The organism is uncultured Dysgonomonas sp. (genome assembly GCF_900079725.1).
Taxonomy (GTDB): Bacteria; Bacteroidota; Bacteroidia; order Bacteroidales; family Dysgonomonadaceae; genus Dysgonomonas.
In genome coordinates this window covers 3753102-3773689 of the sequence record NZ_LT599032.1, presented here as the reverse complement: position 1 = coordinate 3773689, position 20588 = coordinate 3753102, and the positions used below count along the sequence as shown (strand labels likewise).

The window sequence follows — 20588 nt, the reverse complement described above, 5'->3', positions numbered from 1 at the left end:
CGTGTGAGGTAACGTTTAAACCTCTATCCACTTCATTACAAAGTGGCATTCGCTTTTTCTACTATCCCATATCCGCACCTCTATCAGCTTGCCTTACGGCTCACTTTCCTAAGTAAATAGGAGAAGTACGGGTTTTCCGAGTTCTGCATAAGTAACACGAACGGGTTAGGCTCTGTCTATCCACCGGCAGCTCTCATATTCGTGTAATCCCACAAGGGAGAGGATTATCCTGGCTGCGTACCTTTTGGTTCAAGCTTATCAGCATTCTTTAGCTTGTTCTTTTCGTAACGATGTTTATTGACAGTTCACATTTGTTAGCCATACCATTCAGCCTCGCCCCCAGAGCATATAATGCTTACGCTCGTTGTCTTTCCCTCACGGTTCCGACTCCTCCTTTCGGAAGGGTTACTTTCTCAGGATAGCTTCGTACAAAACAATTACTCATAATGCACGTATCCTTAGGCTACTATTGACGAAACAATAGGTTTAATCTTGTTGTTAAACAATTACTTATGCAACTTCTCGTCGCACCCCTTAGTCACAGTATTGGTGGAACCTCTGACCGATCTCTTATATAATCTTCTACTGCAGAGACTGGTAGATCAGATAGGGATAGCCCTGCTCGGAAACTCGGATAAGACAGCCCTGGTCACATATCTCGGAGTAATCCTAAACCCTTGGAACGATGCTTTGGCCAGAAATGCGGTAGTATCTATAAATAACTTTCCTAAATCGATAGATTTTGGACTTACCGTAAAAGAATCTTATACCGGAGTTCAAAGATTCCAATACGGATTTAATACCGAGGCTATAAACAAAAACAGATATATAACCATTAAAGGATTTAATGATGTATACGATGTTAGGAAAATAAATGTAGTAGGAGTCGGGCTTATTTCGGGAGTAGTTGTAGATCAGGTGATCGATGAATTTCTATTACCGGGAGCTTTTGTCGATATCAATGATCCTATACAGATAACCGGATCTAAAAGCAACAGACGATATCAGTCTCAGTATTCTCTTGCTGCGTTGGGTCTGAAGAGCTACACACAACAGACCGACGGGGCACATCGCCTTACTCTGACCGTGAAAATAGGAGATATAGCCAATATAGATAATATCCTGACTACCACACTCACCACTGCGTTGAATGGCTTGCTATCCATTCCTATCATCGGAGATATATTAAGGCCGTTAGTTAATTCTTTAGTACTGTCATTGCTAAGTCCGATTAAAGCAATAGAAGTATCCGTACCTGTCAATCTGCCATTACTTGGTATAGATAACCTATCAGTCAGCGGAGGCTGGAATCCTAATCCACCAACACAATATTGATAATCGTTTGTAAAAAGAAATAAATTATTCTATGAAACATATTATAAATATAGTCTTGTTATGCATTGTAACATTATCTCTTTCGGGGCAAACGATGGGACTCAAGACGAATGTCCTATATGATGTAACGGGTACATTTAGTCTGGGTGCTGAGATTGGATTAAGCAAAAAAACATCTCTCGATATATCCGGAGCATATAATCCATGGGAATTTTCGGATGTGAAAAGAATGAAGCTTTGGTTGGTTCAACCCGAATTCCGGTATTGGTTTTGTGAAAGACTAAATGGACATTTTCTTGGGCTGCATGCACATGCCGGGCAGTATAACTTCAGTGGTATAAATTTCTCGGAAAAGATGAAAAACGGGAACTATCAGGGAAACTTTTATGGAGGTGGAATAAGTTATGGTTACCAATGGATATTAAATAACCGATGGGGAATCGAAGCTGCCATTGGACTTGGATATGCACATTTCAAATACGACAAATACCCATGTGCCGAATGTGGTACGATAATCAAAAGTGACACTAAAGATTATTGGGGTCCGACAAAGGCAAGCATCAGCTTTATTTATTTCATATTTTAATTATGTATTGTTTATGAAAAAGAAAAATATTTTCCTCTGCATGCTGGCGATATTATTTTTCACCAATAATATCATTATAGCCCAACGTATCCACAACAACATATATGTGAATGATGCTAAGGCATGGCAAACCGGGAACAAATTGTCTATAGAAATGGCTGTAGACGGCAGCAAAGCGAACTTACAACCAAACGAAGCAATCATATTGACTCCTGCGATCAAAGCCGATAACAATATAATGGAATTACCAAAGATTGTTATCAAAGGAAGTACCAGATATAAGGCCGACAACAGGGCGCGATTCTTTGATAAAAAAAACACCGACAATAATATCATCTTACTAAAGAAATCTGAATCATCAAAAATCAGCTATACTCAGACCCTCTCTTTTGAAGAATGGATGAGAACAGCCACATTTACTATCAAACAAGAGCTCATTGGCTGTGCGGAGTGCAAAAAGAATGAAGATTGGGATAGTATAGGAGATGGAATTATTGTGGAGCAACCAAACATAAGCAAGCCTGAAATCAGATTTACTATTTCTTACATAGCACCCAAGACAGAAGCTGTAAAGAACCGTGATTATGAGGGTTCTGCCTTTCTTGATTTTCAAGTTGGAAAATCTGTAATCATTCCGGATTTTCGAAATAATTTCAAAGAACTAAGTAAAATCGACGATATTCTAGGTCAATTGAAAAATGATAAAAATGCCACTATAACATCCATAAATTTATGTGGATATGCATCTCCAGAAGGAAGCTATGAATTAAACAACCGCCTATCGGCCTCAAGAACTCAAGCCTTGAAAAATTATCTTCAAAATAGATATAACTTTGACAACAGCTTATTTAATACCAATTCTGTAGCAGAGGACTGGGCTGGACTGAAAAAAATTGTTGAAGAGTCATATCTGCCGGATAAGGATAAACTAATGGAAATAATTAACTCAACTTTATCCGAAGATGCCAAAGAACAAAAATTAAAGACTCAGGCTTCTTACAGAACGCTTCTCAATGAACATTTCCCGGCATTGCGCAGAGTAGATTATAAACTAGACTATATAGTGCGAGCATTTAGTATTGAAGAAGGCAAAGAAATTGTAAAAACCAAACCCGGACAGATGAGTCTCAACGAGATGTTTCTCGTTGCAAACAGCTACGAAAAAGGGAGTAACGAATTTAAAGAATTATTCGATATAGCTGTCCGAGTGTACCCGAAAGATGTTATTGCCAATATAAACGCTGCTGCCATTGAATTGGAAAAAGGAGACACTGCTGCCGCTCACCGTTATCTGGATAAATATCAAGACATCTCTGATTCGTGGAATAATTTGGGAATCTTATATGCACTTGAAGGAAACATGGATAAAGCGAAAGAATTTTTTCTAAAAGCTCAGATTAACGGCTCATCTGAAGCCTCTGAAAATTTAGAGAAAGTAAAGTTGTTAGAAAACTATGAGCAGAGAATAATAAATCAGAAATAAATCTATATATCAACTCACTCCACCGCCACAAATAATATAATAATCTAATTAAGAGGATTCGGATGCATCCTCTTTTTTTTCACTTTAATCATACTACAATGATAGGAGACTGTTTTGTCGTACGCAAACCATGCTGTAAGCTAAAAGTACGGGAAGCCAAAGCATTTCTGATTACTTTTTCACTTGGAAAACAACGTTCGGCAAAGCGAAGTGATCCAAAAGAAATAATACAAGCAATATTTGATTGCATGTCGCAGAAAAGATCAAGAATATCCATACAATATATATAGAGAGAGAGTTTCAACTACTGACTGACATTATTTTTAGAAATATAAAATCATCTTTAAATTAGATCAATCCCCCCCTTTACTTTCCCTATATCTTCGTCTATATTCCTTAGGTGTAATTTCCATTTCGTTAAAGAAAGCCTTAGAGAAGTGAAAAGGATCATAATAGCCCAATCTGAAAGCTATTTCTTTAATTTTTAATTCCGAGAACTGGAGAAATGAACACGCACGCTGTATCCTGAGCTGATTGTAGTATACCATTGGAGAATAAGATGTTTTTTGAGAAAAGAGAGTATTCAGATGAGAACTCGAATACCCGACAGCTTTTGCTATAGTATCCAATGTGACTTTATTTTCAAGGTTATCTTTCATATAATGAATACATTGCTGAATAACGTTGTCGATCTTCACATTCTTTACCTCCCTATATTGAGTTATATATTTAAGAGATGCAAGAAAATGCATTAAGCAAAAACTTATGTATTCTAAATTCTCAGGATTATATCCCATTTCCAGATTCTGGTACATATCTTCAAAAAGCATAATCCGATCATCGTATCTGCTACTGTCCGACTCTTTTACAAAGACAACTTTTCCGATAATAGATTCGAACATACTCACATTCTGGCCTTTGAAATGCAACCAGTAAATACTCCAGGGATCCCTTTTATCAGCGCCATAGATGTGTTTCTCATTAGCTGGCATTATATAAGCCTGATTTTGAGATAAAGTATACCTCACATCATTATGTTCTATCCAGCCTCTACCACTTGTGCAATAAATCAATATATTTTCGTTAGCTCCATTATCTCTTTCCCGAAAATGAAATTTTGCATTGGGATAATATCCTATATGTGTCAAATATAGTTGTTTGGTTATTTTATTGTGTTCCTGGTATTCTCTTATATTATAAGGTGTCACTATGGCCTTTTCTCCCTTAAAGCCATCAGCTACGGTTTCTGTGTTTTCCATATTGATAAGTATTTATTAACACTTGAAATACATTACTAAAATAGTAATATTTTACATGTTTTCAAAAAGAACTTACATTTTCTTTGTAAAAAACAATGCTACCTTTACAATCTATATGTTAAGAATCTTATTTATCTAATATCACAATGAAAATACATACAAATTCCTATTTACTCCTCATCACATTCGTATCTGCAATGGGAGGCCTTCTCTTTGGCTATGATTGGGTTGTAATTGGTGGAGCCAAGCCTTTTTATGAGTTATATTTCAACATCCAGGATTCTCCCTCGGCACAAGGATTTGTTATGGGAAGCGCTATATTAGGCTGCCTACTCGGCGTTATGGTTTCAGGGAGTTTTTCTGATCGCTATGGACGAAAACCATTAATGATTATTGCTGCATCCATTTTCATAATAGCAGCTATAGGTACAGGTATTTCAGATACACTTTCCTGGTTTATTTTTTATCGTATACTTGGAGGTGTAGGTATTGGAATCGCATCAAACCTGTCCCCTATGTATATAGCCGAAGTTTCACCGGCTAATGTACGAGGCAAATTCGTATCTTTAAACCAATTGACTGTCGTGATCGGCATACTTTCCGCACAAATAGTCAACTGGCTCATAGCTGAGCCCATTATTACAGGAGAGAATTTAGCAGAATCGTGGAATGGACAAATAGGCTGGCGCTGGATGTTCTGGGCCGGGGCAATACCTGCTATTTTCTTTTTCATTCTGGTATTTATCATACCTGAAAGCCCACGCTGGTTATGCACAAAAATGCAGTTCAAGAAATCAAGGGACATATTAGCAAAAATTGGAGGTCAAGAATATGCTGATAAAGAATTTGAATCGATTAAAGACGCGAACTCTCAGATAAAAGAAAAAACAAATATCAAATTTTTATTTAAAGGGAAGATGCCCAAGATTCTTATCATAGGAATTGTTATAGCTGCTTTTCAGCAATGGTGCGGAATAAATGTAATATTTAATTATGCACAAGAAATATTTGCGGCTGCGGGTTATGGGGTGTCCGATATTCTGTTCAATATTGTTATCACCGGTGTAACCAATGTCGTATTCACTATCGTAGGGATGTACACTGTCGACAAACTGGGTCGCAGATCATTACTATTACTCGGTGCAATTGGTCTGGCATGCATATATACCATTCTCGGTACATGTTATTACACTCATATATCGGGTATATTTGTCTTAATATTGGTAATGCTAGCTATTGGGTGTTATGCTATGACTTTAGCACCTATTACCTGGGTAGTTTTATCCGAAATATTTCCAACCCGGATCAGGGCAATGGCAATGGCTGTATCTACATTCTCACTTTGGACAGCGTGCTTTATCCTTACATACACATTCCCTCTACTCAATAATACTTTAGGTGCTTATGGGACTTTCTGGTTATATGGTATTATTTGCCTGATAGGCTTCTTCTTTGTAAAAAAGATGTTGCCCGAAACAAAAGGAAAATCTCTGGAAAGAATAGAACAAGAACTTACGAAATAGAATAGTCGATTTAATACAGCTAAAATATAATAGAAATGAAGAAAAATACGATCACTCTCTTATTATTACTTATTGTCATCCTGAATCTTACAGCTAAAGAGTACAAACTATTATCCCCGAATGGTAATCTGTGCTTTTACTTACAAGACGAACGGCCAAATGGGGAACTGGCATATGAAATAAAATATAAAGACCAGCCGGTAATATTATTGTCTTCGATGGGGATAAGCGGATGGGAGAATAAGCTGGAGTTGGAAAAGATAAAGGATACTACAAACGATGAAGTTTGGAAACAAGTGTACGGCGAACGGGCAGAAGTACGCGACCACTACAATCAGAAAACATTCATAGTAAAAAAGACAGGGAGAGGCGACAAGCTTAATATCGAAGTAAGAGCATACAACGAAGGCATTGCTTTCAGGTATGTGAATGCTGGAAATGGTTATCAAACGATAAAGTCGGAAAATACGACATTTGTGACTCCTCCCGAGACCTATTGTTGGTTTGCCCCTTTTGCCCAATCGCGCTATACCTACTTACCCATCAGAGATTGGCCCGGTGAATCGGAGCGTCCACTGACAATGAAACTCAAAAACGGATTATATACATGTCTGGCTGAAGCTGAAATGGTGAATTATTGCAGGACTAAATTTGTAGTAAATAAGGGAGAAGAAAATATCATTCGATGCAAAATGTATGAAAACATTGAAGACATTGCTCCTTTTGCAACCCCCTGGCGCGTAATAATGGTAGCCGAAAAACCTGCAGAATTATTGGCAAATAACGATATTATATTGAACTTAAATGCCCCGAATAAGATAAAAGATACATCATGGATTAAACCGGGGAAGATTTTCCGGATCACCCGACTAACTACCGAAGCCGCCAAAAAATGTATTGATTTTGCGGCAGAGCGCAGTATAGAATATGTACATTTCGATGCCGGTTGGTACGGCTCGGAAACATCACGAGATTCCGACCCGCGTAAATCGGATGTCGATCCGGCACGTTGCGATGTAAATGATCTGAATATTCCCGAAGTAACGGCATATGCAAAAACAAAGGGGATAGGAGTATGGCTATATGTGAACCAGCGTGCACTGGATATGTATCTGGACGAAATTCTGCCACTTTACCAATCGTGGGGTATTGCCGGAATTAAATTTGGATTTGTACATGTAGGTAATGTAAAATGGACGTATTGGTTACACGAAGCGGTAAAGAAATGTGCTGCACATAATCTGATGGTCGACATCCACGACGAATATCGTCCTACAGGCTTTAGCCGTACATACCCTAATCTTCTTACTCAGGAAGGGATATGCGGAAACGAAGAGTTCCCCGATGGCAATACAACGACCACATTACCGTTCACCCGATTCATTTGTGGAGCTGGAGATGCAACGATCTGCTATTTTCATCGCAGAGAATTAAAGGAGAAGTTACCTTTGAATGCCCGCTCACTCGAAAGCACAGCTTGCCATCAGTTAGCTCTTTCCATTATCGAATATAGTCCGTTGCAGTTTATCTACTGGTACGATTCGCCTGAAGATGTTTACGGAGTGCCCGAGATTGCATTCTTCGACCAATTGCCAACGGTATGGGATGACACAAAGGTACTGAACGGCGAAATAGGAGAAAATATATCCATAGCCCGTAAAAAAGATGGCGTGTGGTTTGTTGGCTGTATCACCAATAACGATGCTCGCAAACAAACATTAGCACTGGACTTCTTAGATCCTGCAAAAAAATATGAGATGACACTGTATACCGATGGCGGGGAAAAAGTAAAAACACGCACACATGTGGCTGTTGAAACTAAACAGGTAAATACAAAAACACAAATAAAACTGGATATGCTTCCTCGTGGAGGTGTTGCCATGATTATTAAAGAAAAATAATCTCTCTATGAAGAATCTAACCTTATTAATCTTATCTCTTATCCTTCTGGTGGCATGTAAAACAGAAAATAAGTTTAATGTAGATACAAACCTGGCATACTGCAAGCAGCAGGTAGAAAAAAGTCTTCCTCATCTGGAAAAATCGGATATGATGCCCCGAAACATAATCTCCGATACGATAAAAAGTTGGCATTGCACAGGCATACGAGACTGGACCAGTGGCTTTTGGCCGGGCATCCTATGGTATACGTACGAATCGGCAAAAGATACTACTATTCTGAAAGAAGCAGAGCGCTTCTCCGAAGCCTTATATCCTATTGTGAATTATAAAGCCGACAACCACGATCTGGGATTTATGCTTTATTGCAGTTTGGGAAACGGTTATCGTTTAACACAAAATCATCAATATAAAGAAATACTTCTTCGGGGCGCCGATTCACTAGCTGTTTTGTATAACCCAAAAGTAGGAACAATCAATTCGTGGCCGGGATTCAATAAAAAAATGAATTGGCATCACAATACAATAATAGACAATATGCTTAACCTCGAAATACTGTATTGGGCTGCTAAAAACGGAGGTTCCCCTAAATTAGCGAAGATTGCAACCCATCACGCAGAAATAACAATGAATAACCATTTTCGGGAAGATTTCAGCACCTACCATGTAATTGCTTACGATACAATTACCGGAAAGAAAGTTGCAGGCGTCACCCATCAGGGTTATTCCGATAGTTCAATGTGGGCACGCGGACAATCGTGGGCGATATATGGATTCACAATGTGTTATCGCGAGACAAAAGATCCTGAATTTCTGAAAACTGCCCAAAAAGCTACCGAACGTTTCTTTAGAGATATTCCGGAAGATTACATTCCTTACTGGGATTACGATGACCCGGCCATCCCCAACGCTCCGCGTGACGCTTCGGCGGCGGCTGTAACTTGTTCTGCATTGATCGAATTGTCGCAATATGTTGATGATCCGAAAGAGAAAGATAATTATATGCAAAAGGCTATGAAAATAATTGAATCACTTTCGTCAGCCGAATATCAAAGTCGCGATAAAAACAATGCGTTCCTCTTGCATGCGACCGGACATAAACCGAACAATTCGGAAATTGAAGCTTCTATTATTTACGCCGATTATTATTATATCGAAGCATTAATCCGGCTAAAACAGTTGAACGAAACAGGGAAGCTCTTTTAGAGACTCACTCCTACCCTTCTTTTATTTATGTCTAATAACAGCAATAATTAATTGCCGTTCAGAAATGTATTGCCGTTCCGTATCCATCTCTTAGTTAGTATTCTGATAATTTAGATCTTATGTCAAAAATAATTATGTTTAGTATTATTAGCCTCCTGTTCTGGGGAAGAGGAGACTATATTTCTGCACAGCAAAAGCCCGACTTTAGCTTTTACACTTCCGGAGAAATAAATAGGATAAAGAATTCGGCAAACACACAGTGGGGTGATAAAATAATAAAAAAGTTGGAAAAGACAGTTGCAGAAAGACTTACGCATCCGCTGTCAATACCATCGATGGAAGGAGGACATGGGCACGACTATTTTTGTCCCGTGCATAACACCCAATTCGTATTCGATTGGGACAGTCCTAATGGCCATTATTGTTCGCAGTGCGGCAAGAAATGGGTAGGCGTAGATAAATACGATTGGGCCTGGGTAAATTTCGTTCATGCCAGTAATCTCAACTATTTGAAAGCCTGTGCGTACCTTTTCTTGGCAAAAGGAGATAAACAATATCCGAATATGGCTAAAAATATGTTATTGGATTTAGCTTCAAAATATCCGCATTATAAAATCCATGACCGTGAACGGCGTTTAAATGTTAAGAATTTTGGCGGTAAAATGTTTGCTCAAAGCCTCGACGAATCGGTTTGGTTCATCGATGTCGCACGTGTATATTCAGTTATAGAACTGACTTTGACTATCGAAGAACAACAGACAATATGCGAGAATCTATTTAAACCTTCTCTCGACTTACATTTACAACAACGGTCGACAAACAATTGGCAAGTGTGGCACAACGGAGCAATTGCTGCTATGGGTGTTGCTTTAAGAAATGATAGTATCATTGATATCGCACTCAACAAAAAGGATTATGGTTATTGGGATATGATGTCCAAAAATGTATACCCTGATGGTTGGTGGAACGAAGGGTCTGTAGTCTATCATTTCTATCCTTTGCGAGCAATTCTTCTGACCGCCGAAGCCGTTCGTTGCCGTAACATAAATCTCTATGACCAGAAATTACTGAATATGTTTTCCGCTCCGGTCAATATGCTTTATCCCGATTTAACCTTCCCGTCACAAAATGATGGCTGGTATGGAATATCATTGACCGAACAAGTGAGCCTATATGAAATAATGGCAATCCGGGATAACAACCCATTATATAAAAGTTTGCTACAGCAGTGCTACAAACAGATAGAAAGACTTTCGCCCGAAGCGTTAGTCAATGGCAATAATTATCAGGCCGAAGTTACTCCTCTTAAATTACCATCTTTCAATTTTGATAATTTAGGTGTTGCAATCCTGAGATACAATGGAAAGACAATAGTAATGAAGAATGGTCCATATGGAGGTTTACATGGTCATCCTGATAAGCTGTCGATCAGTATCCATGATGGCAAATCGGAAATACTGCCCGATCTGGGAACCACGGCTTATGGAGTGCCCGACTGCCAGCTCTGGTATCAAAAAACATTTGCTCACAATACTGTTACCGTAGATGGTGAAAATCAAAAAAAGGCTGATTGTACAATCAAGCGGTTCAATGCAACAAAGGAGAGTGGAATGATAGAAGCCGATGCCAATAATGCTTATAATGGTGTAAATATGAGCCGTAAACTTAAGTTTGAAAATAATACACTGAAAGATTTATTTGTATGTACTTCCGAAACGGAGCACACTTACGATTACACTCTTATCTTAACAGAACCCATTCACTTCAACGGGGAGGAAAATGCACGAATAATAGAAAATTATAGTCGAGTGAGTGAGGCGAAGTATAAACAGATGAAAAATAGTTTCGAATTCCAACTAAGAAATGCAAAGGTAAAAATAAAAGTAAACGGCGATTTTGAAATCATTTTGGGAAAAGCTCCCGGAATACCGCCCACAGGAACTCGACAAGGAAAGGATGCTTATCCTCTGTTTATTCGCGTGAAAGGCAAAAATATGCATATTGAGACTATATGGCAGTTCATAAATTAAAAGAGCAAATTAAAATGAAGAAAATAATATTGTCTGTTTGTATTTTACTAAGTTCGGCTTTGGTGGCTCAGAACGAAATAAAGAAGGAAACAGTTGCGAAGGGAGTAATTAAGTTAACTTGTGGAATACCGGAGAAATATACTCCGTACTCCCTGCTAGATGTTAAACCTCTATATGAAAATATAGAAAAACTGGACGAGGGGCATATTCCATTTTCATTAGAAGATATAAATATAATTGTCAACAAGCGCGGATGCCAGATCGAAATACCATTATTTAAAGATGAGCAACTGTATGGTTTCGGGATGCAAACCAATTCCTTCGGACAAAGAGGCTTAAAAAAGAAACCGATTGTAAATGATCATCCTCAAAACTCGTTAGGGGCATCTCATGCTCCTCAAACATTCTATGTATCAGATAGAGGATATGGAATACTTGTTAATACAACACGTTACACAACTTTTCTTTGTGGAACAAACAGTAAGCAAAAAGCCATTAAAGTACCAAGTTCAAAACCTACAGGAGAAGTTTTCACATCGGAACAGGAATTATACAAGAATGAAAAATCGGGAGACTTTGTATACATTGATATACCCAACACCCAAGGGGTAGAGATATTTGTTTTTTCAGGAACAAATCTATTAAATGTCGTTCAACGCTACAATTTGTTTTCAGGAGGCGGAGCTATGCCTCCTCTTTGGGGACTCGGCTTTAAATACAGGACAAAAACGGATTTTACGCAAGAGAAAGTTTTACGCGCATTGGATTATCTGCGGGAAAAACAAATTCCGTGCGATGTATTCGGTCTAGAACCGGGATGGCAAACGGCATCCTATTCATGCTCATATGTGTGGAATGAAGACCGTTTCCCTGATCATAAGGCAATGATATCCGAATTGGAGAGTAAACATATCCGCCTCAACCTTTGGGAGCATGCCTATGTACATCCTACATCTCCTATCTGGGAACAGCTAAAGCCTTATTCAGGCGATTTTATGGTTTGGGGAGGTCTGGTACCTGATTTTACTTTAGCAGAAACAAAAAGAATATTCAAAGACTATCATAAAACACTCATAGCCGAAGGTGTGAGCGGATTCAAATTGGATGAATGCGATAATTCAAATGTATATAATGGCAGTGCTAATTGGGGATTTCCTGATATGACCCTGTTCCCTTCTGGAATGGACGGAGAACAGATGCACCAAATCTTCGGAAGCCTATATGCAAAAACATTGAATGATATCTATGTCGAACAAAATACAAGAACATATCAGGACTATCGTGCATCCGGAGTATTTATGTCTTCTATCCCGGCCGTATTATACAGTGATATTTACGGACACAAAGACTATGTACAAATGATGTGTACTTCAGCTTTCGGAGGACTACTCTGGTCACCGGAAGTAAGACGGTCTGATTCCGATTATGATTTTTTTCATCGTTTCCAGACGGCTCTATTGTCTCCGATTGCTGTTAACGATAACTGGTTTCTCGAGAATCCACCTTGGTTACAATACGATAAAGAAAAGAATAATAATAACGAATTCTTACCTAATGCCCGGGAAATGGAGGATAATGTACGTAAGCTGGTGAATATTCGCATGCAATTAATCCCCTATCTGTACGATGCATTTGCAAACTACTACCAGAAAGGCATACCGCCATTTCGCCCATTAGTAATGGATTTTCCGACAGACAAGAAGGCTGCAATAATCGATCATCAGTATATGATGGGTGCTGCGATCCTAGTTACCCCCTTGTTTGAAAAGTCACATTCACGAAAAGTATATTTTCCATCCGGCTGTAATTGGTACAATTTCAATACTAACGAAAAGTATGAAGGAGGGAAGGAATACGACATAATAGCCACATTCAGTCAAATGCCCATTTTTGTAAAAGAAGGTGCTATTCTGCCATTATCGAAAGTAATACAATATGTGGCGGATAATACGGTATTTGAGATCACACCGATAGTTTATGGACAGAATGCCAATCCCGCAACTTTATTTGAAGATGATGGTCTGACTTATAATTATAAGAAGAATGAATTTAATACAATAACGCTTAGTCTAGAGAATGGAAAAAGAAAAATGGATAAGGAAGGCACATATAAGAAAAGTAGATATAAAATACAGGATTGGATTTTCATAAAATGAGAGTCTGTCCGGTTTAACCCCAAAATAGGAATATATTACATGCTTTGCGAAGAAATATACATTTTTATTTATAGTTGCTACTATAACTTTATGCATGTAAAAATATGAAAAACTGAACTAGTAAAGAATGATGAAATAAGATAATTATATGGAAGAAATAACAAATTACCTTATTCAACCTAAAGTGAATGAAAAAGGTGTTGTGAAAGCATGGAAGGAAATTATTCAATTACCAACTTATGAAACCGGCAAAGAAGAAAAAAATCCGATGTTTTTGGAGAAGCGGGTCTATCAAGGCAGTTCCGGGGTAGTTTATCCCTATCCGGTGATAGAGACAGTGACTGATAAAAAAAAGAATAAAGCTTATATAGCCCTGTTTATAGAAAACGAATATCTCAAAGTAATGGTTCTGCCCGAATTGGGGGGACGTATACAGATGGCTTACGATAAAGTAAAAAAACGACATTTTGTATATTACAATCAGGTGATTAAGCCTGCTTTGGTAGGACTTACCGGTCCATGGATTTCGGGAGGTATTGAATTTAACTGGCCGCAACATCACCGCCCAAGCACTTATTTGGGAACGGATTACTGTATCGAACAGAATGCAGATGGTAGTATTACCGTTTGGTGCAACGAAGTCGAACGTATGTTCAGGCTCAAAGGAATGCAGGGTTTTACCCTTTATCCGGGCAAAGCTTATATAGAAATAAAAGTAAAAGTATACAATCGTACTCCTTTTCCCCAGACATTTCTGTGGTGGGCCAATCCGGCTGTAGTAGTAAATGATGGTTATCACTCGGTCTTTCCACCTGATGTACATGCAGTATTCGATCATGGAAAACGAGATGTATCTAATTTTCCGATAGCCACAGGTGTATATTACAAACAAAACTATTCGGCAGGGGTTGACATATCAAAGTATAAAAATATCCCTGTACCCACATCATATATGGCTATCCAGTCCAAATTTGATTTTGTCGGAGGTTACGAAAAAGATCTGGAAGCCGGATTGTTACATGTGGCAGATCATCATATTTCGCCCGGTAAAAAGCAATGGACATGGGGAAACGGAGATTTTGGTATGGCATGGGACAGAAACCTCACAGATGAAGATGGCCCTTATATTGAGTTAATGACAGGTGTATATACTGATAACCAACCTGATTTCACATGGTTACAGCCAAATGAGGAAAAATCATGGGTACAATACTTTATGCCATACACCGAAGTAGGCTATGTAAAGAATGCCAATAAGGATGTAATAGCCAATATAGAGCTAACATCCGAAACAGCAGAAGTTATCGTATATACAACGGGTGAGTATGATAATCTACGTATCGTCCTGAAAGATATTTCGGGTATAGTTTATCTGGATGAAAAGGCAAATATATCTCCAGCAAATGTTTTTTCTAAAATTCTGAAAACGAGGAATATCGAAGAAAGTAATCTGGAACTTTCTATCCACAAGGCAGATGGTGAAGTTATACTTACCTATCAACCTGAAAAGCCCGAAATAAAGCCGACTCCTGAACCTGCAAAGGAAGCCAAAGAGCCAAAGGAAATAGGCTTAATAGAACAATTATATCTCACAGGATTACATTTAGAGCAGTACCGGCATGCGACATACAATCCGATGGATTATTACATGGAAGCACTGAGGCGCGACGAAGGTGATATCCGTTGCAATAATGCAGTGGGTCTGTTATTGATCCGTCGCGGACAGTTTGCCAAAGCAACGCCTTTCTTCGAAAAGTCAATAGCAACACTGACTGAACGTAATCCTAATCCATATGATGGAGAGCCTTACTATAACCTAGGCTGGAGTTTAAAGATGCAAGGAAAACTCGATGAAGCATACGATGCTTTTTTCAAAGCAACGTGGAATGCAGCATGGCAGGATTCCGGTTACTATGCGCTGGCACAAATAGATTGCATAAGAGGCTTGTGGGGTACGGCATTAGACCGGATAGACCGCAGTTTGATCCGCAACTGGCACAATCACAAAGGCCGCCAATTAAAAATATCGATTCTTCGTAAACTGGGTAGAAAAGAGGAAGCTATATCATTAGTAGAGGAATCTCTCAGAATAGATAAATTCAATATGGGTGCCCGTTTTGAGAAATATCTACTTACGCAGAACCCGAGCGATCTGGACGAGATGAAGACAATGATGCGGGAAGCTGTTCACTCTTATATAGAGTACGCACTAGATTTTGCCTCGGCAGGATTATATAATGAGGCCTCAGCCTTATTGTCCAATGCGATAAAAGACAAGAATAAGGTTTATCCTATGATATATTACATTCTGGGCTACTTATCATCAATGGAAGGCGAAAAAGAAAAAGCACACAAATACTATCAGATGGGTGCGAAAATGCCTCCCGAAAAATGTTTTCCAAATCGTATAGAAGAGGTAAACATTTTGCAAGATGCGATACTGTTAAACCCCGGAGATTCGTTTGCTCCTTATTATTTGGGTAATTTCTGGTATGCTGCCCGCCAGTACAGGGAAGCATTGACCTGTTGGGAGAAATCAAAACAATTGAACGACAAATATCCCACAGTGTTGCGAAACCTGGCTTTGGCTTATTATAATAAATTTGACCGGAAAGAAGAGGCTCGAGAGCTCCTCGAAAAAGCATTTGAATTAGATACTACAGATTCACGTATATTCATGGAACTGGATCAGTTATATAAAAAAATAGGATTGTCAGCCAAAATTCGAATTGCCTTTATGGAAAAATACCCCCATCTGGTAGAGGAACGTGACGATTTATGTATCGAACGTATCACATTGCTAAATCAACTGGGTAAATACAAAGAAGCAAAAGACCTGATTGATATCCGTACATTTCATCCATGGGAAGGTGGCGAAGGGAAGATCACCAAACAATATATGATCTGTCGCATTGAATTAGCTAAACAAGCCATGAAGAACGGAAAATATGCCGAGGCAATCGGGTTATTACATGAAACAGATTCATATCCTCACAATTTAGGTGAAGGAAAACTCTGCAATGCTGAAGAAAACGATATAGACTATTATAAAGGATTAGCTTACAGGGGAGCAGGTAATGAAGAAAAAGCTTTATTATATTTCAAAAAAGCGACAAAAGGCTCCGGCGAACCAAAGCAGGCTTTTTACTATAACGATCAGCAACCGGATAAAATATATTATCAGGGATTAGCTTGGGATGCAATAGGCGATAAGGATAGAGCTAAAGGTTGTTATTATAAGCTTATAGATCACGGGAAGAAGCATCTGTTCGACAACTGCCGGATCGATTATTTTGCAGTTTCACTACCCGATCTGGCTATTTGGGAAGATAATCTGAACACACGAAATCAGATACATTGCTATTATGTGATGGGATTAGGTAATCTAGGCTTAGGCAATGTTGCTGAAGCAAAAAAATACCTGACCAAGGTGCATACACTCGATCCCCATCATCAGGATGGACTGCTTATGCTAGAATCGATAAAATAATAAAAAGTAACGAGAGAAATACAGAAGCCCCATGTTATTTATATATTATCAAATGGGGCTGTTTCTTTCACACGTTAATCCAAGAACTTGCCATGAACACAGTAACTAAGCTAAAAACAGTTCTTCATCAAAATAAAGAGGTTATTCTTTTGCGCCTGACTAATTCAACCGGAGCATACATAGAAGTGACTAACTATGGAGCAACTATAACTGCAATAGTTGTTCCGGATAAAGATGGAAATTATGCAAATATTGTGTTACACTACGATTCCCTTGAAGAATATTTCACAGACCCTTATTACATAGGTTGTACAATCGGACGTTATGCCAACCGCATTTCCAATGCACAATTCACACTGGATAAAAATACATACAGTTTGGATAAGAACGATGGAATACATTCAATCCATGGCGGATTTTCCGGTCTCAACAAAAAGGTATTTGATTATAAAATATGGAAAGAGAAGATCGTTTTTTCACTCTTTAGCCCTCATGGAGAAGGGGGATTTCCCGGAAATTTAAATATCAATGTGATCTATTCTTTTTCCAATGAAAATGTTTTGAATATAGAATATAAGTCCATTTCAGATAAGAAAACCCCAATAAATCTAACCAACCATACTTACTTTAATCTTGCAGCCACCAAAGCCCCTTGCTTAAATTGTGAATTACAGATTGATGCCCTGATGTATCTCGAGATGAATGATGGCTTTTTACCTACAGGCTCAATATTGGAAACTACAGATTCAGCTTTTGATTTTAATCACTTCAAAGTGATTGAAGATACGATATATCCGAAAAAAGATGCAATGAAAGGTTATAATACATTCTTTCTCCAAAATAAAAAAACACCTAAACCAATAGCCTCTCTTCGGGAAAAAAAATCAGGACGTACTTTAGATGTATATACATCTATGCCGGGAGTGTTACTGTATACAGGCGGATATTTGTCGATTCCATTTATTCCTTTTTCCGGAATTTGTTTTGAAGCACAATACCATCCCGATGGGCTTAATTATCCTCATTTCGATACTTGTATTTTAGAGCCTGATGTTGAAAGAAATGACATAATAGAATACAAATTCGGCTGAACAATAATCATTATTATTATCCATGTTTATTTTACAGGATAAATAATTGTATTTTACATGTTTTACGAAGTATATTACATTTTTTTTAATGGACTAATCCTTAATTTTGTTTATATAGATTACCTGCTTTCAAGTTATAACTAAAGTAAGCTTTTAAAATAAAATAATTATTTATCAAAAATCAGATTACGCCTATTTAAAGCCCTTTTGTGACATATTTATCGTTGATTATTGTTTTTTGTATAAAACGCGCAAAAATAAGTCTCAACTTAAAGTAAAAAGCTGAGATTATTACAGGACTTGCTCATAGATCAACGATAATTATTTGACAATTAACCTCAAGAATAATTTATCATTTTAGGAGGTATTGTGCCAATCTGTAATTATAGCCATAAATATGACATTCCATATTTATAAACAAACCTTGTAGGTAAAAAAGCAAAAAATAGCTTTACGAATCTGAAATACACGCTCGAATTATATACCAGTTCATTATTAACTCATTTTGAGGGAAAATAAATGTTTACCCCAGTAAATAAAGTACTGCATTATATATTAAAAGTATTATTCTATGAAAAAACAAATTAAAGCAATCTGTACTATTATCTTTTTCTTATCTACGTGCTTGGTCTATGCAAAAGATATAGATATCAGTTCTCCTCATAGGAGTATCAGTCTTACTGTATCTGTTGACCATGATGTTAGTTTTAGAGTAGAAACAGGCAATGAATTATTGTTTGAAGTGAGAGACGTAATGCTCGATACCGACAAAGGTTTTTTCCCAAACCGAAACCCCCAAATAGCTAACATTAAGCGAAATGCAGTGAATCGGATGATTGCCCCCGAAATAAAAGAAAAATACGCTGAAATTGCAGAGAAATACAATGAGCTCATTATTACATTCAAAGATAAAAGTAAATTACAATTCAGAGTATATAATGATGGAATTGCATATCGTTTTATAACAGCTACAGATGGTATTATTACCATAAATAGTGAGCATGCAGAGTTCATCTTCGATAAAGCTTCGGAAATAATTTATCAGCAAGATACAAATATCAACAGCGACTATGAAGCACCCTATATACGAAAAAAGATCGACGAACTCACTAATCAGTCTATGGGTAATCTTCCCGCATTAGTAAAAACACCTTCTTCGAAAAATGTATTGTTCCTCGAGTCAAATCTCAAAAACTATCCTTGTCTTTGGTTGAAACAAGGAGAATCGAATTTGGAGGCTCACTTTTGGAATTATCCCAAAGAATATAGAGCGGATGGTAATTCGAAGAACCGGAGAAGTATTGTTTCTACACACGACTATATCGCTAAAACCGATGGTGCACGTGACTTCCCTTGGCGAGTCTTTGCTATTGGTGAACAAGATACCGATCTACTTACTAACCAACTGGTATACCTTTTAGCTCCCGAATGCCAAATAAAAGATCCATCGTGGATCAAGCCGGGCTGGGTAACATTCGACTGGTGGGCACGTCGGGGCTTATATGGTGTAGATTTCAAAGCCGGCATAAATGATCAGACTGCAAAATATATGATTGATTTTGCTGCCGATTTTGGCATTCGCTATTTTCTCTTCGACGATGGATGGACGTATAAAGAAGATCTTACTCGTACCATTGACGGACTCAATATGGACGAAGTGGTGAAATATGCTAATTCGAAAAATGTGGATGTAATGCTATGGGTGACTTTTGACTTATTCGACAGCCAGATGGAAGCAGCATTGCAACAATTTCAAAAATGGGGAATAAAGGGTATAAAAATCGATTTTATAAATAGATCTGATCAGGAAGCGGTTGACTTTTACTGGCGATCAGCCGAACAATGTGCCAAATACAATATGGTGATTGACTATCATGGCGCCTATCGTCCCGATGGCTTAAGACGGGTATATCCGAATGTCTTAACACGTGAAGCCCTGATCGAATTTGAATATTCGGGGGCAAGCATAAAGGACGATCCGGATCATCATTGTACTCTCCCGTTCATCCGGAATGTTGCAGGACCAATGGATTATATTCCCGGCACAATGAATAATGGCACCAAAAATGGCTTCAGAATGGATGGCAACCGTCCTATGGGCCAAGGAACACGGGCACACTCCATGGCTTTGGCTGTAATAACGGAAAGCCCGATGCAAATGTTGCCTGATGCACAATCCGACTATTACAGAGAAAGAGAATGTACCACATTTCTGACTCAGATACCGGTAGAATGGGATGAAATAGTTCCTCTGAAAGGAAAAGTCGGGGATTATATAGCTCTTGCCCGGAGAAAAGGTTCTACATGGTATGTTGCAGCAATAACAGATTGGACGCCTAGAAAAATGGAACTGAAACTCGACTTTCTCGATAATGACACCGAATATATGGCTGAAATATTCAAAGATGGAGCAAATTCCGACATACGTGCCACAGACTATAAAAGAGAAATACGCAAATACGTGAAAGGAGATATGGCTGAAATAAATTTTGCACCCGGAGGAGGATGGGTTGCCAAAATCTTTAAATAA

13 protein-coding genes are annotated in these 20588 nt (G+C 38.2%); 11 read left to right on the top strand and 2 right to left on the bottom strand.

The window, feature by feature from the left end; all coding sequences use genetic code 11:
* Positions 1-492 precede the first annotated feature (492 nt).
* From QZL88_RS15695 to QZL88_RS15685, 3 genes are read left to right on the top strand one after another with little or no spacing between them, the layout of a single operon-like run.
* Positions 493-1335, top strand: a complete 843-nt coding sequence (locus QZL88_RS15695; RefSeq protein ID WP_296942647.1) for a hypothetical protein — start codon at positions 493-495, stop codon at positions 1333-1335.
* A gap of 31 nt (positions 1336-1366) precedes the next feature.
* Positions 1367-1921 (top strand): DUF3575 domain-containing protein, encoded by a 555-nt coding sequence (locus QZL88_RS15690; RefSeq protein ID WP_296942645.1) that lies wholly within the window; start codon positions 1367-1369, stop codon positions 1919-1921.
* Between the two features lie 13 nt (positions 1922-1934).
* Positions 1935-3404 (top strand): DUF3868 domain-containing protein, encoded by a 1470-nt coding sequence (locus tag QZL88_RS15685; protein ID WP_296942643.1) that lies wholly within the window; start codon positions 1935-1937, stop codon positions 3402-3404.
* A gap of 88 nt (positions 3405-3492) precedes the next feature.
* Here the strand turns inward: QZL88_RS15685 and QZL88_RS15680 are convergent, their stop codons facing one another.
* Complete coding sequence (locus QZL88_RS15680) at positions 3493-3681, bottom strand: hypothetical protein (RefSeq protein ID WP_296942641.1); 189 nt, start codon at positions 3679-3681, stop codon at positions 3493-3495.
* Between the two features lie 76 nt (positions 3682-3757).
* Positions 3758-4663: an AraC family transcriptional regulator gene (locus tag QZL88_RS15675; RefSeq protein WP_296942639.1), complete on the bottom strand. Its 906-nt coding sequence runs from the start codon at positions 4661-4663 to the stop codon at positions 3758-3760.
* Between the two features lie 146 nt (positions 4664-4809).
* Between QZL88_RS15675 and QZL88_RS15670 the strand changes: the two genes are divergently transcribed.
* The 8 genes from QZL88_RS15670 to QZL88_RS15635 all read left to right on the top strand — a co-directional run bounded on the left by QZL88_RS15670 (position 4810) and on the right by QZL88_RS15635 (position 20588).
* On the top strand, positions 4810-6186 hold the full coding sequence (locus QZL88_RS15670; protein WP_296942637.1) for a sugar porter family MFS transporter: 1377 nt from the start codon (positions 4810-4812) through the stop codon (positions 6184-6186).
* 35 nt (positions 6187-6221) lie between these two features.
* Positions 6222-8087 carry a glycoside hydrolase family 97 protein gene (locus QZL88_RS15665; RefSeq protein ID WP_296942635.1) on the top strand — a complete coding sequence of 622 codons (1866 nt, stop codon included), beginning with the start codon at positions 6222-6224 and terminating at the stop codon, positions 8085-8087.
* A 7-nt stretch (positions 8088-8094) separates the two neighbouring features.
* Positions 8095-9291, top strand: a complete 1197-nt coding sequence (locus tag QZL88_RS15660; protein ID WP_296942633.1) for a glycoside hydrolase family 88 protein — start codon at positions 8095-8097, stop codon at positions 9289-9291.
* 119 nt (positions 9292-9410) lie between these two features.
* Positions 9411-11321: a heparinase II/III family protein gene (locus tag QZL88_RS15655; RefSeq protein ID WP_296942631.1), complete on the top strand. Its 1911-nt coding sequence runs from the start codon at positions 9411-9413 to the stop codon at positions 11319-11321.
* Between the two features lie 14 nt (positions 11322-11335).
* On the top strand, positions 11336-13477 hold the full coding sequence (locus QZL88_RS15650; protein WP_296942629.1) for a TIM-barrel domain-containing protein: 2142 nt from the start codon (positions 11336-11338) through the stop codon (positions 13475-13477).
* Positions 13478-13625: 148 nt separating this feature from the next.
* The gene (locus QZL88_RS15645) at positions 13626-16967 is read left to right on the top strand and encodes a DUF5107 domain-containing protein (protein ID WP_296942626.1); all 3342 of its coding nucleotides are present in this window, start codon (positions 13626-13628) and stop codon (positions 16965-16967) included.
* A 92-nt stretch (positions 16968-17059) separates the two neighbouring features.
* Complete coding sequence (locus QZL88_RS15640) at positions 17060-18058, top strand: aldose epimerase family protein (protein ID WP_296942624.1); 999 nt, start codon at positions 17060-17062, stop codon at positions 18056-18058.
* 571 nt (positions 18059-18629) lie between these two features.
* Entirely contained in the window at positions 18630-20588 is a 1959-nt protein-coding gene (locus QZL88_RS15635) for a glycoside hydrolase family 97 protein (RefSeq protein ID WP_296942622.1), read from the top strand.